11 protein-coding genes are annotated in these 12,754 nt (G+C 66.0%); 5 read left to right on the top strand and 6 right to left on the bottom strand.

Annotated elements, in window-relative coordinates:
• Positions 1-109: 109 nt before the first annotated feature.
• Positions 110-751: a hypothetical protein gene (locus tag ARC63_RS20465; protein WP_057504259.1), complete on the bottom strand. Its 642-nt coding sequence runs from the start codon at positions 749-751 to the stop codon at positions 110-112.
• A gap of 147 nt (positions 752-898) precedes the next feature.
• Here ARC63_RS20465 and ARC63_RS20460 point away from each other — a divergent pair, with 147 nt between their 5' ends.
• Positions 899-2,200, top strand: a complete 1,302-nt coding sequence (locus ARC63_RS20460) for an MFS transporter (RefSeq protein WP_057504261.1) — start codon at positions 899-901, stop codon at positions 2,198-2,200.
• On the opposite strand, the gene ARC63_RS20455 is transcribed toward ARC63_RS20460, so the two are convergent.
• Positions 2,181-2,642, bottom strand: a complete 462-nt coding sequence (locus tag ARC63_RS20455) for a bacteriohemerythrin (protein ID WP_004151683.1) — start codon at positions 2,640-2,642, stop codon at positions 2,181-2,183. The two genes, ARC63_RS20460 and ARC63_RS20455, sit on opposite strands and share 20 nt — an antisense overlap.
• A gap of 85 nt (positions 2,643-2,727) precedes the next feature.
• Positions 2,728-4,071, bottom strand: a complete 1,344-nt coding sequence (locus ARC63_RS20450) for a diguanylate cyclase (RefSeq protein WP_057504260.1) — start codon at positions 4,069-4,071, stop codon at positions 2,728-2,730.
• A 201-nt stretch (positions 4,072-4,272) separates the two neighbouring features.
• Between ARC63_RS20450 and ARC63_RS20445 the strand changes: the two genes are divergently transcribed.
• Positions 4,273-4,659: a hypothetical protein gene (locus tag ARC63_RS20445; RefSeq protein WP_224329155.1), complete on the top strand. Its 387-nt coding sequence runs from the start codon at positions 4,273-4,275 to the stop codon at positions 4,657-4,659.
• Between the two features lie 111 nt (positions 4,660-4,770).
• Here ARC63_RS20445 and ARC63_RS20440 read toward each other — a convergent pair whose 3' ends face one another.
• Together ARC63_RS20440 and ARC63_RS20435 are read right to left on the bottom strand one after the other, a co-directional pair.
• The gene (locus ARC63_RS20440; RefSeq protein WP_231298673.1) at positions 4,771-6,381 is read right to left on the bottom strand and encodes an MASE1 domain-containing protein; all 1,611 of its coding nucleotides are present in this window, start codon (positions 6,379-6,381) and stop codon (positions 4,771-4,773) included.
• Between the two features lie 213 nt (positions 6,382-6,594).
• On the bottom strand, positions 6,595-7,872 hold the full coding sequence (locus tag ARC63_RS20435; RefSeq protein ID WP_057504256.1) for an NAD(P)/FAD-dependent oxidoreductase: 1,278 nt from the start codon (positions 7,870-7,872) through the stop codon (positions 6,595-6,597).
• Between the two features lie 161 nt (positions 7,873-8,033).
• Between ARC63_RS20435 and ARC63_RS20430 the strand changes: the two genes are divergently transcribed.
• From ARC63_RS20430 to ARC63_RS20420, 3 genes are all read left to right on the top strand, one after another.
• Complete coding sequence (locus ARC63_RS20430) at positions 8,034-8,795, top strand: gamma-glutamyl-gamma-aminobutyrate hydrolase family protein (protein WP_057504255.1); 762 nt, start codon at positions 8,034-8,036, stop codon at positions 8,793-8,795.
• Positions 8,792-10,189 carry a glutamine synthetase family protein gene (locus ARC63_RS20425; protein WP_019337139.1) on the top strand — a complete coding sequence of 466 codons (1,398 nt, stop codon included), beginning with the start codon at positions 8,792-8,794 and terminating at the stop codon, positions 10,187-10,189. The genes ARC63_RS20430 and ARC63_RS20425 overlap by 4 nt, the downstream gene beginning before the upstream one ends.
• A 91-nt stretch (positions 10,190-10,280) precedes the next feature.
• The gene (locus ARC63_RS20420) at positions 10,281-11,390 is read left to right on the top strand and encodes a polyamine ABC transporter substrate-binding protein (RefSeq protein ID WP_010486170.1); all 1,110 of its coding nucleotides are present in this window, start codon (positions 10,281-10,283) and stop codon (positions 11,388-11,390) included.
• 20 nt (positions 11,391-11,410) lie between these two features.
• Here ARC63_RS20420 and ARC63_RS20415 read toward each other — a convergent pair.
• Positions 11,411-12,754: flavin-containing monooxygenase (locus ARC63_RS20415; protein ID WP_057504254.1), on the bottom strand; the 1,344-nt coding region annotated here is incomplete at its 5' end.

Below are 12,754 nucleotides of genomic sequence, written 5' to 3'. Positions count from 1 at the left end.
ATACAAGCCATGCTCGACTGCCGTTCGCCCCTCTGTAGCGCCGAGCCATGCTCGGCTGCATCTCGGCAAGAGCAGTCGAGCATGGCTCGACTCTACAAAGGCGTGCCCTCTACCGGCAGCGGGTGCTCACCTGCAGCACGGCCGCACGCAGCATGTCGCGGTCGGCTTCTTCGACGGCGTTCTGGAAATAGTCCATGTCCTGCTTGCCCAGCTCGCACGGGTCGACGATGTACCCCGGTGGCCACAACCCCAGCAGCTGCGCCACGCCATGCACGATCTGCTCGGGGGTCATCTGCCGACGGATCCGGAAGTAATTGCGGCGCGGCCCGAACGCGGGATGGACCTCGCGCCGACCGATCAGGCGTGGCGCCACGCCCGCCGCGCTGATACCGTCACCGCCATCGATGCTGCCCGCAGGCAGGTCCAGCATCAGTGGCGCCGGTGCAGGCGGTTCCTCGGACGCGGGCGTGTTGACATCCGTGGGTGCCGACGGGGTCGGGCGTGGCGCTGTCGAGGGGGCCGGACGCGCCGCCGATGTGGTGGGGGGCGCCGGATGTGGTTGAACCGCCGGGGGGTGCTCCGGCGGTATCCAGCGCAATGAAATCCTGGCACCTTCGTCGCTGCGCAGCGTCATCCTGCCACTGCCCAGCAGCCACACTGCCATCAACCCATGCACCAGCAGCACCGCCAGCCATGCCGCCATGCGCGGCAGCTTCGGCGAATCGGACCACGACAGCGCGACTGCAGTCATCGGCAAAGCATCCATGCAGGGACCGGTGGCGCAGACTAGCGGGCGGCCCGAAAAATTCCGTTGGCATCGGTGTCGGCTGAAACCATCGTCCCGTGCGGCCGCCAGCCCGTGGCAGAATCGGGCGATCCGCCGTTACCCGTGTTGCCGATGTCGACGATCACCGCTGCCGCACCGCCCGTGAATTCCCCCAGTCGAGTCCTGCTGGCCAGCCTGATCGGCACCACCATCGAGTTCTTCGATTTCTACATCTACGCCACGGCTGCAGTGCTGGTGTTTCCGCACCTGTTCTTCCCGGACAGCAGCGAACAGGCGGCGCTGCTGCAGTCACTGGCAACGTTTGCGGTCGCGTTCATCGCGCGCCCGGTGGGCTCGGCGGTGTTCGGCCACTTCGGTGACCGCATCGGCCGCAAGGCCACACTGGTGGCCGCGCTGCTGACCATGGGCCTGTCCACGGTGCTGATCGGCCTGCTGCCCACCCATGCCCAGATCGGCCTGTGGGCCCCGGCGCTGCTGGCGCTGTGCCGCTTCGGCCAGGGTCTGGGCCTGGGCGGGGAATGGGGCGGGGCGGTGCTGCTGGCCACCGAGAACGCACCGCCGGGCAAGCGCGCCTGGTACGGCATGTTCCCGCAGCTGGGCGCACCGCTCGGCTTTCTGCTGTCGGCCGGCATCTTCCTCGTGCTTGGCCGCTGCCTGAGCCAGGACGACTTCCTGCAATGGGGCTGGCGTATTCCGTTCGTGGCCAGCGCGCTGCTGGTCAGCCTTGGCCTGTGGGTGCGCCTGAACATCCACGAGACACCCGATTTCAAGAAGGCACTGGAGCGCAAGGCGCCGGTGCGGCTGCCGATGTGGACGGTGCTGCGTGACCATCCGGTGCCGATGCTGCTGGGCACCCTGGGCGCGTTCGCCACCTTCGTGCTGTTCTACCTGATGACGGTGTTCAGTCTCGGCCATGGCACTGCAGTGTTGGGCTACAGCCGCGAGCAGTTCCTGCTGATGCAGATGGCCGGCATGCTGTTCTTCGCGCTGGGCATCCCGCTGTCGGCGCGCTATGGCGACCGTTGGGGCACGCGGCGCACGATGATCGTTGCCAGCGTACTGATCGTCGGCTTCGGTGTGCTGTTCGCACCGCTGTTCCAGCCGCACAGCCCGTGGCTGGTCACTGGCTTCCTGTGCCTGGGCCTGTTCCTGATGGGCCTGACCTACGGCCCCTGCGGCACTTTCCTGGCCGAGATCTACCCGGTGGAGGTGCGCTATACCGGCGCGTCGCTGTCATTCAACCTGGCCGGCATCCTCGGCGCGGCGCCAGCGCCGTACCTGGCCACCTGGCTGGCCGAACGCTTCGGCCTGGTCGCGGTGGGCTACTACCTGTGCCTGACCGCGGTGGCGACCCTGTGCGCGCTGGTGGCACTGCACCGGCGCGCGCTGCGGCTCAACCAAAGAAGCGCTTGAGCGTGCGCCCCAGCCAACCGCCGCCCTGGTGTTCGCGGGCGAACTGGTTCAGGTGCGCCTTGACCTGCTCGGCATAGGCCTGGTCATCACCGCGGATGTGGTTGAACAGCCAGCGCGAGAGCATGGTGCGCAGTTCATCGCTGATGTCCTCGCCGGCCTGGAAGCGCATGCGGTATTCCGATACCCGCTTGATGAAGACCTCATGCACGCGCTTGTGCGCGGCACAGAACGGATAGCCCGCTTCCTCCATCAGCTCTTCCTCGAACGCGAAGTGCGACATGGTGTAGTCCACCACCTCATCGATCACTTCACCCACCGCCGCACGCTGCATGCTGGCCTGGGCCACGTGCAGGTGGTTGAGCATCTCGATGATGCGGCGGTGTTGTTGGTCGATCACATCGATGCCGATGTTCAGATCGTCCTGCCAGACCAGTAGTGCCATCCCCGGCTCCCCTTCATGCGTATGTCGGGGCCGACTGTAGAACTGCCGCGCGGGTGCGGCGTTGATCTGGATCAAAGCGGGCCGGTCAGGGCAGGGCAGGCTCGCGTGGGCGCAGCGGGCTGGCCACCGTGGTGCAGCTGACCCGGTTGCGGCCACCGGCCTTGGCCAGGTACAGCTGGCGGTCGGCCTCGGAGATCAACCGGTGCAGTGCATCACGCTGCGGGCGCAGGCAGCACAGGCCGATGCTCACGGTCATGCGCAGGGTGGCGGTGCCGATGTCCACTTCCAGCGCGGCGATGCGCTGGCGCAGTTCCTCGAAGTACAGCAGCGCCTCGTCCTGTTCCATGTCCGGCACCAGCAGGCAGAACTCCTCGCCACCGAAACGTGCGATCAGGTCCTGGCTGCGCGCATGTGCGGCCACCGCGCCGGCCACCGCACGCAGTGCATCGTCGCCGGCTTCATGGCCATGGGTGTCATTGATGTGCTTGAAGTGGTCGATGTCGATCATCGCCACCGCCACGCACTGGCCATGCAGCTGCAGCTGCGGCAGCTGGCGCTGGCTCTGCTCCAGGAAGCAGCGGCGGTTGGGCAGGCCGGTCAGGAAGTCGCGGGTGGCCAGATCCTGCAGGGTGCCGATCAGTTCCAGCTGGTCCACGTTCTGCGAGACACGGCAGAAGAATTCCTCGCGCGAAAAGGGTTTTCGCAGGAAATCGTTGGCGCCGTTCTTCAGGAAGCGCGGGATCAGCGAGGCATCGGTATTGCCGGAGATGCCGATCACCGCCACCTTGTCGCGCGAGCGCAGGGTGCGCAGGCGACGGGTGAACTCCACGCCCTGCATGCCGGGCATTTCCTGGTCGACCACCGCCAGGCGGATCGCCGGGTGCGCCTCGATCGCAGCCAGGCCCTCGTTGCCGTCGGCGGCTTCATGCACCTCATGGCCGTACATGCGCAGCAGGGCCGCAGCATAGCCACGCGCGGACGGCGAATCGTCCACCACCAGCGCGGCGATGCGGCGGTTGCGTTCCAACCGCTGCACCAGCCACACCAGGTAGTCGATGCTGCCGGGGGTGTTCTTCAGCACGTAGTCGATGATCTGCTGCTGCAGCACGCGCTTGCGCAGGTCCTCGTCGTACACGCCGCTGACCACCACCGTTGGCAGGTCGCGCTTCAGGAAGAACTCGACCACCGCATCACGGTCGCCGTCGGCCAGCACCAGCCCGGTCAGCACCAGGAACCAGCCGCCACCTTCGCCGAGCAGGCGATCGGCCTCGGCGAGGGTGGAAGCGATCGCCACCGGCAGTTCCAGGCGCTGTTCGATGGCTTCGCGCAGCATGCCGGTGAACGCACGGGAATTTTCGACCAGCAGGATCCGCTGTGGCAGGGGATCGGCCAGGTCGCCATCGACGGCGGCCTGCGGCAGGACGGGCATGATGCGGTGGCTCACAAAGGAGGGCTCGGCACGGATAGCGGCGGTTTCGGGCGTAACTTTAGGACGAAAACGTCCGTGCTCGTCGTTTGGCCCATTGCTCAGATGGGAAGCGGTTAGTATCAGCTGGAGGTTCTCGATTTCAACTTCGACCTGGAGGTCACTGTGCGATTTTCATGTTTTGGTGCGGCTACTGGATTTCTGATGCTTGCCGCTGCCCCGGCAATCGCGGGCGGTCCCTCGGATTTTCATGGAAAGCCATTGGCTACGGCTGGGTTGGGGCAGGCCAGTCCGGCTGCGGTCAATCTCAGCCAGGACCCCAGCTGGCAGCTGTATGGATTCCAGCGTGATGGCATTACCTATTTGCAGGTGAACGACCTCCTCGGAAACGTGCAGCTGATTATCGGCAACGCAGGGGGGACCTACTGGGTGCTGCCGGCAGGCAACAATGCGACCAAGGTTTCGCTGCCCCAGCAGAAGATCCAGATACCGGCAGGCGCCAGCCGCTCGCAGATCTACAGCGGCAGCGATTTTTCGCTGGTGCGTTATCGTAGTGGCGGCGAGGTCATCTGGTCGGTTGAAACACCGTAAAGACGTAGAGGTGCGCAGCGGTGTCGGGATATCCTGCGCCGCTGCGCTTGCCGCGATGAACGCGGCAGAGGGCGATTATTGTAGGGCCGGCCCTTTGGCGGACACCGGCCATCAGATCTGGGTCTGCGAGTTTCCCTGCCCGGAGGTGGTCACGTGATCCATAGCGTTGAACGATGCAATGCCGATGGCGGCGGAGTCACCCGTCTCCACCATCGCCATCCGTATCCGATTCCGATGGCACTGCACTGTTCCGCCATAGGCAATCGTGCGGCCAGCCAAGCGCTCGACCGTGGCGGTGACGGTTGACGGTGACAGGCTGCGGTATGAATCCAGCAGTGCGACCGTCATCAGGATGCCGCGGCGTCCTCCTCTCCTGCCGCAACGCACGCGGATGCTGATCTGACCGGATTCACTGTTGATCAACAGCGAAACGGCATCGGTGAGGGCGCGATAGGCGGCCAGCTGCAGGCCGACACTGAGCTGACAGGGATCGCCGAGCAATCGAGGGCGCATCACGCGATGGCTCAGGTCCCAGGTTTCGCGTACGCCGCCGGCCTGGAGGGCGACGTAGAGCCCAAGATGTTCCAGTGCTGCGGGATAGACCATGCTGGTTTGTTCGCGGAACTGTCGCGAATGGACCGAAGCCATATGCAGGAGACTGTTCGCTATCGTGGGATGGCCATGCGCATTGAGCCAATTCACCACCTCGCTGAGCGAGGTGTCGATGCCGTCCCCCAGCTTCCTCAGGTGTCGCGCGCGCTCACGGAGATCAAGCTCGCTTGCCACCAGTGAATTGCGCGCGTGCTTGAGCGCATCTCTTTCACCCACTTCGCCCAATCGCGAACGGTGGTAGTAGTGGGTGATGCGCGACCCTAACACCAGCAGTGCAGCGCCGGTGACCGCCATGATCTGCTGGGTCGCGAACGCAGCTGGATCGAACGCACCCGTGTAGGGGCTTGGGGTGGTCAGGCCAATGATCAAGTTGAGCGACGGTACTCCGATCGCCGCACCTCGCCAGCCATACAGACAGGTGAGCACGACGACCGGCAGCGCCATCAGCAGCTGCATCGATGTCTTGGCGTTGGCTTCGTCCAAGGGCAGCTGTGCGGCATACAGGCCAATTATGGCCATCAGCGTCAGAGCAGCGAGTGCAGGCGGGGCGAAACCTGATGTCCAACGGGCGTTGCCGGTCCGGCGTGTCCACAGCAACGCAAGCGGTGCAAGGGTCAGTATGCCGATGAAGTCGCCAACGACCAGGCGCGCGATGCTCGCAAGCACCGGCATCTCCGGTGGTGTCGGCCACAGGAGGTGTGCCAACATCAGATTGAGCGCAGTGACCACCAGTGCCGAAGCCGCCGCGACTGAAATCAGCCATGCATTCTTCGTGGTCACCATCATTTTCCGGTGCAGATGCACGATCGCCATCACTGCAGGCATCAGCAGTGCCGAACCAAGCACTATCCAGGCCAGTCCATACTTCTCGATCATTGGCACGCGCATCTGCGCAAAGTAGGCGTATTCGCCCAGCAGCAGGTACGGCCACCATCGAGGCGGGAACAACAGCACCGCAGCCACGCGGACGCCGGCGGGCAGGTAGAACTGGTCGAGCGACAACTGGCGAGACGCCCAGCATGCGATGGCGTACAACAGCGCAAGGACCAGCCCCGCCGGGCGGATACGCAACTTCAACTGCAGGCCTTCATTCCACCAGTTCAATCGCACATCTCCCTCTAGTACGTTCCCTGTCAGCATCCATTCGCCGCGGGACCCGGTTCTGAGGGACGGTATCGGCATGAAATAGATAATGCAATTGCCGATGCGATCTGCCGATCAAATGAGAATTCCGTCACGCCCTTCTGGATGTTTGCTCTTCACATGCTGTGGAGGTCCAGGAATTGCCAGTTCTTCGGAATCTCTCCGTGTCAGCTCACTGTTTCACCACAACGCATCCCGCAGCTTGTACCACGACATCGCCGCCACCAGCAGTGGCGTGCGCAGCAGCCGGCCGCCAGGGAAGGGGGCATGCCGCAGGCGCTGGAACACGTCCAGGCGCTCACTCTGGCCTGCAATGGCGGCGGCGATCACCTCGCCGGCCAGCCCGGCGGCGGCCACCCCATGGCCGGAGAACCCCTGCGCGAAGTACAGATTGCCGTCCAGCCGGCCCCAATGCGGGGCGCGGTTGCGGGTAATGTCCACATAACCGCCCCAGACCTGCTCCAGTGGCACGTCGGCCAGCTGCGGGAACACCTGGTGCATGCGCCGCTGCATCACCCCGCGCAGGCCGGGTGGGGGCAGTGCTGAATAGCTGGCACGGCCACCAAACAGCAGGCGATGGTCGTGGCTGAGACGGAAGTAATCCAGTGCCCAGGCGGTGTCGGCCACGGCCATGTTGTTGCCGATCAGGGCACGGGCGCGTTCGGCACCCAGCGGCGCGCTGGCGCCGATATAGGTGCCGACGGGCATGATCCGCCGTTCCAGCTCGGGTAGCAGACCCTGCAACCAGGCGTTGCCGGCCACCACCAGTTGCGCAGCGCGCACGCTTCCCTGCGCGGTATGCAGGGTGGGCTGCGGTCCGCGCTGCACGCGGGTTACAGGCGAGTTCTCGTGGATCATCGCGCCGGCCGCACGCGCCGCATCGGCCAGTCCGCGGGCATAGGCCAGGGGCTGCAGATGCGCGCTGAGCGGATCGAACATCGCGGCGCGGTAGCGCGGGCTGTCCAGCTGTGCGCGCAGGGCATCACGGTCCCACCACTGCATGGGGTAGTGGTAGTGGCGTTGCAGGTGCTCGCAGTTGGCCCGCAGGTCGCGCTCATGGCGTTCGCGGATGGCGACGCTGGCGTGGCCTTCCACCCAATGACAGTCAATGCCGTGGCGATCGATGCGTGCGCGCATCGCCTGCACCGCGTCGCGTGACCAGTCGAACAGGTGGCGCGCATCATCACGACCGAGCTGACGCTCCAGTTCGTCCACCTCGCAGCCATAGCCGACCAGCGCCTGGCCACCATTGCGGCCGGACGCGCCCCAACCGATCCGCTGCGCCTCCAGCACCACCACGCGCTGGCCACGTGAGGCCAGTTCCAGGGCCGCGGTCAGGCCGGTGTAGCCCGCACCAAGCACTGCGACATCGGCCTGAACCTCGCCCTGCAGCGGGGGCAGCGCGGGTGGTTCGGGCAGGCTGGCGGCATACCAGCTGGGCGGGAACGCGGCACTCACCGCAGGCCTCGCGGGCGCAGTGCGGGAGAGGAGAGCGGGGGAGGACGATCAGCATTCACCCGAGTAGTTTCGCCGATGCGTGAGGGCTGTGGTGTGACGGCACCGACTTGCCGCCTTCGCCGGGCGACGGGTAACGTGTCGGCACGTCAAGGAGTTTTTCCATGCGCCGCCTGCCCTGGGTGGGCCTGCCCACCGACAGTACCGTGCTCGGCCATCACCGCTTCGCGGTGGCCGGCGAGAAGTACGTGCGCGCGCTGGCCGAGGCCGCCGAAGTGACCCCGGTGGTACTGCCGAGCCTGCAGCCTCCTTTGCCGGCTGGCGACTGGCTGCAGGGGCTTGATGGCCTGCTGCTGACCGGCGCGGTCAGCAACATCGAACCGCAGCACTACGAGGGCGGTCGCAGCTGGCCGGGCAATCTGCATGACCCGGCCCGTGATGCCAATGCGTTCGCGTTGCTGCGTGAGGCTTTGGCGCAGGATCTTCCGGTACTGGTGATCTGCCGCGGCTTCCAGGAACTGAACGTCGCGCTGGGTGGCAGCCTGCATCCGCAGGTGCATGCGGTGCCGGGCCTGTCCGATCATCGCGAAGACCCGCAGGCGCCGGTGGAGGTGCAGTACGGACCGGCCCACGCGGTTACCCTGGTTGCCGATGGCTGGCTGGCGCAGTGGCACGGCAGTGACCGGGCGCAGGTCAATTCTGTGCACGGGCAGGGCATTGCCCGCCTCGCGCAGGGCCTGCAGGTCGAGGCCGTGGCTGATGATGGACTGGTCGAGGCGGCGCGCAGCCTGCACCATCGTTTCGTGCTCGGCGTACAGTGGCACCCGGAGTGGCGTGTCATGCAGGCGCCGTTCTATCACGCTATTTTCCGTGCGTTCGGCCAAGCTTGCCGGCAGCACCAACAGAACCGACTGGATTCCCGATGAGTTCCCGAACGCGCCCGCGCAAGACGGCCACGCCCCCCGCACCGCAGGAAAGCAGCCTGCTGCGCTGGCTGAAGGAGCGGCGCATCACCGAGGTCGAGTGCCTGGTGCCGGACATCACCGGCAACGCGCGCGGCAAGATCATTCCCGCCGACAAGTTCTCGCACGACTACGGTACGCGGCTGCCCGAAGGCATCTTCGCCACCACCGTCACCGGCGAGTTCCCTGATGACTACTACGAGCTGACCTCGCCGTCGGACTCGGACATGATGCTGCGCCCCGATCCGGACACGGTGCGCATGGTGCCGTGGGCGGCCGATGCCACCGCGCAGGTCATCCACGATTGCTACACCAAGAACGGTGAGCCACACGAACTGGCACCGCGCAATGTGTTGCGCCGCGTGCTGGCAGCCTACGCCGAGCTGGGCCTGCGCCCGGTGGTGGCGCCGGAGCTGGAGTTCTTCTTGGTGCAGAAGAACACCGACCCGGACTTCCCGCTGCTGCCACCGGCCGGCCGCTCCGGGCGCCCGGAAACCGCGCGGCAGTCGTACTCGATCGACGCGGTCAACGAATTCGACCCGATCCTCGACCTGATGTACGACTACGCCGATGCGATGAAGCTGGACGTGGACACGCTGATCCACGAATCCGGCGCAGCGCAGCTGGAGGTGAACTTCACCCACGCCGATGCGATGGACCTGGCCGACCAGGTGTTCCTGTTCAAGCGCACCATGCGCGAGGCAGCGATGCGCCACGGGGTGTATGCCACCTTCCTGGCCAAGCCGATGGAGAACGAGCCGGGCAGCGCCATGCACATCCACCAGAGCCTGGTGCGGGTGAGCGATGGCAGCAATGTGTTCGCCGGCGAGACCCATGCCGAAGGCGAGTTCAGCCCGGTGTTCGGCCACTACCTGGGCGGCCTGCAGAAGTACGTGCCGCAGGCAATGGCGTTCTTCGCGCCGAATGTGAATTCCTATCGGCGACTGGTGTTCGGCGAGGTCTCGCCGAGCAACGTGCACTGGGGCTATGACAACCGCACCTGCGGGCTGCGCGTGCCGCTGGACACGCCTGAGAACATGCGCGTGGAAAGCCGCTTCGCCGGCTCCGACGCCAACCCCTACCTGGCGATGGCCGCGACCCTGGCCTGCGGCCTGCTGGGCATCCGTGAGCGGCTGGCACCGGACGCACCGGTCACCGGCAGTGCCAAGGAACTGGGCTACAACCTGCCGCGCTCGCTGGGCGAAGCGCTGGACGGGCTGGAGCAGTGCAGCGAGCTGCAGGCGCTGCTGGGCGAGCGCTTCTGCCGCGCCTACATCTCGGTCAAGCGCAAGGAATACGAGACCTTCTTCCGCGTCATCAGCTCGTGGGAGCGCGAGTTCCTGCTGCTGAACGTCTGAGCATCTGGAATAGAAAAATCCGCCGCCGGGGGGTAGGCTGGCACCCGTTGCCGGCCCCGCCGGCCCCCCTTTCCGCATTCTGGAGCACCCGATGAAGCTGCGTATCCTCACGCTCGGCCTGGCCTCCGCCATGCTCGCCGCCTGCAGCGGTGGCAACGGCGGCGCGCAGGACAGCCAGGTCCTGAACGTCTACAACTACAGCGATTACATCGCCGAGGACACCATCCCGACCTTCGAGAAGGAGAGCGGCATCAAGGTGACCTACGATGTGTTCGACAGTGATGAGATGGTCGAGACCAAGCTGCTGGCCGGCAACAGTGGCTACGACGTGGTGGTGCCGACGCTGAACTTCTTCGGCCGCCAGATCCAGGCCGGCGTGTTCCTGCCACTGGACAAGAGCAAGATCCCGAACCTGGCCAACCTCGATCCGGCGGTGATGAAGCGCATCGCCACCCAGGACCCGGGCAACCAGTACGGCGTGCCGTACATGATCGGCACCACCGGCATCGGCTACAACGTGGACATGCTGAAGCAGCGCTTCGGCGGCAGCACCGATATCGCCAACAGCTGGGATCTGGTGTTCAAGCCGGAGAACATCAGCAAGATGAAGGACTGCGGCGTGACCATCCTGGACACGCCGGCGGACATGATTCCGATCGCGCTGCATTACCTGGGCCTGGACCCGCACAGCGGTGACCCGGCCGAGCTGCAGAAGGCGGCCGACCTGCTGAAGTCGATCCGCCCGTACGTGCAGAATTTCCACTCCTCGCAGTACGTGGGTTCGCTGGCCAACGGTGGAACCTGCCTGGTGGTCGGCTGGTCGGGTGACATCATCCAGGCCCGCGACCGCGCCGAGGAAGCCAGCAACGGCGTGCACGTGGCCTATTCGATCCCGAAGGAAGGCGCCCCGCAGTGGTTCGACATGCTGGCGATCCCGAAGGATGCCAAGCACCCGGAAGCCGCGTACGCGTTCATCAACTATCTGCTGCAGCCGAAGGTTGCCGCGGCCAACACCAACTTCATCCACTACGCCAACCCGGTGCCGACTGCGACCCCGCTGGTGGATGAGGCGATCCGTACCGACCCGACCATCTACCCGCCGGCCGATGTGGCCGAGAAGATGTTCACGTACTCGATCAACACGCCGGAGACCGACAAGCTCTACACCCGGTTGTGGACCGAGGTGAAGACCGGCCGTTAAGCCGGTCTGGCGCCGCCGGGTCATGCCCGGCGGCTCCCTTGCCCTGCGCCGGAAACGGTACTCCCGCTTCGGCCCAGGTGCCGCAGGATGGCCGGCAGCAGGTCGCGTGCATCACGGCCGCCGTTGCACAGGAACGACGAACTCATCCGCTGCAGGTTGTGCATGCCGATGAAGAACAGCCCCGGCTGCGGGGAAACGCCGAAGTCGCCAAGCGGATAGCCGTGTGCATCCAGCGCGCCCTGCACGTCGAGCCAGGGCCATTCGGCGACGAAGCCGGTGGCCAGCACCACCGAACGGATGCCTGCGGCCTGCAGATCCAGCGCGCATGGCGACGGTTCCGGCTCCCAGTGCAGATAGACCTCTTCGGGAATGTAACGGGCATCGTCGGTGCGCGGTTCGGGCCGCGTGGCGTAGTACGCGCTGGCCAGCGAATCGAGATAGGCATACTCGGCCCGAGTGGCCTCGATCGCGGTGCGCAGCTGCGGGCGGACATCGGCAAAGCGGGCGGTGTTTCCACTGATTTCCTGCAACCGGCCCAGCAACCTGATGCCTGCGCGGTGCATCGCCAGCAGGCTGATCGAGCTGCCCCGGCCGCCGCTTCCCTTGCCCGAGATCAGCGGAAACTCCGCGGTGCGGGCCTTGCGCAGCGCATCCGGTTCTCCGGCCAGTACGGCGGCCGCTTCACTCACATGCTGGTGGATGCGCCCGGCCATGTCCCACCAGGTCATCGAGTCCTTGCCGCGCAGCCGGCGGGTGTGCGAGTGACGCTGGGCCAGTGACCAGTACACGCTGCGACCGCTGTCGCGCAGGTCCTGGGCGATCTGCGCGCCGGACTGGCCGCCGCCGATGACCAACACCGCGCCCTCGGGTAGCAGGCCGGGACTGCGGTAGTCGCTGGAGTGCAGCACGGTGAGGCCTGGTGCGGGCGCGAATGGGACCCGGGGCATCCGCGCGCGACGGTATTCACCGGTGGCGACCACCACCGTCTGGGCATGGATCGGCCCCTCGCTGCTGTCGATGGCATAGCCACCGGACTCGGGCCCGACCCGGTGGACCACGCACCCCTCGCTGATCGGCAGGGAACGCTCGTGGGCATACCCGCGGAGGTGCCGGATCACCTCCGGGGCGCCCATGAAGCCTTCCGGGTCATCGCCGGCATAGGCATGACCGTGCAGGGCCATCGTCGCGTTGGCGGTGTTGGTCTGGAACGACTCCCAGCGCCGTTGCCAGCTGGCGCCCACGGTTTCGGCCTCCAGCACGCGATGCTCGACGCCGGCCTCCTGCAGGAGCGCGCTGAGCGACAACCCGGCCTGGCCGGCGCCGATGATGACCAGTGGCAGCCTTGCGGGCAGGGAGCCCGGCAG

Origin of the sequence: Stenotrophomonas geniculata ATCC 19374 = JCM 13324, assembly GCF_001431625.1 — a bacterium.
Taxonomy (GTDB): domain Bacteria; phylum Pseudomonadota; class Gammaproteobacteria; order Xanthomonadales; family Xanthomonadaceae; genus Stenotrophomonas; species Stenotrophomonas geniculata.
This window is presented reverse-complemented; position numbering and strand designations above follow the sequence as displayed.

Excerpts from the sequence above, each read along its gene's own strand:
- ARC63_RS20430 (WP_057504255.1), top strand. The coding sequence starts at position 8,034 with ATGCGCCGCCTGCCCTGGGTGGGCCTGCCCACCGACAGTACCGTGCTC.
- ARC63_RS20460 (WP_057504261.1), top strand. The coding sequence starts at position 899 with ATGTCGACGATCACCGCTGCCGCACCGCCCGTGAATTCCCCCAGTCGA.
- ARC63_RS20420 (WP_010486170.1), top strand. The coding sequence starts at position 10,281 with ATGAAGCTGCGTATCCTCACGCTCGGCCTGGCCTCCGCCATGCTCGCC.
- ARC63_RS20425 (WP_019337139.1), top strand. The coding sequence starts at position 8,792 with ATGAGTTCCCGAACGCGCCCGCGCAAGACGGCCACGCCCCCCGCACCG.
- ARC63_RS20455 (WP_004151683.1), bottom strand. The coding sequence starts at position 2,642 with ATGGCACTACTGGTCTGGCAGGACGATCTGAACATCGGCATCGATGTG.
- ARC63_RS20450 (WP_057504260.1), bottom strand. The coding sequence starts at position 4,071 with ATGCCCGTCCTGCCGCAGGCCGCCGTCGATGGCGACCTGGCCGATCCC.
- ARC63_RS20445 (WP_224329155.1), top strand. The coding sequence starts at position 4,273 with ATGCTTGCCGCTGCCCCGGCAATCGCGGGCGGTCCCTCGGATTTTCAT.
- ARC63_RS20465 (WP_057504259.1), bottom strand. The coding sequence starts at position 751 with ATGACTGCAGTCGCGCTGTCGTGGTCCGATTCGCCGAAGCTGCCGCGC.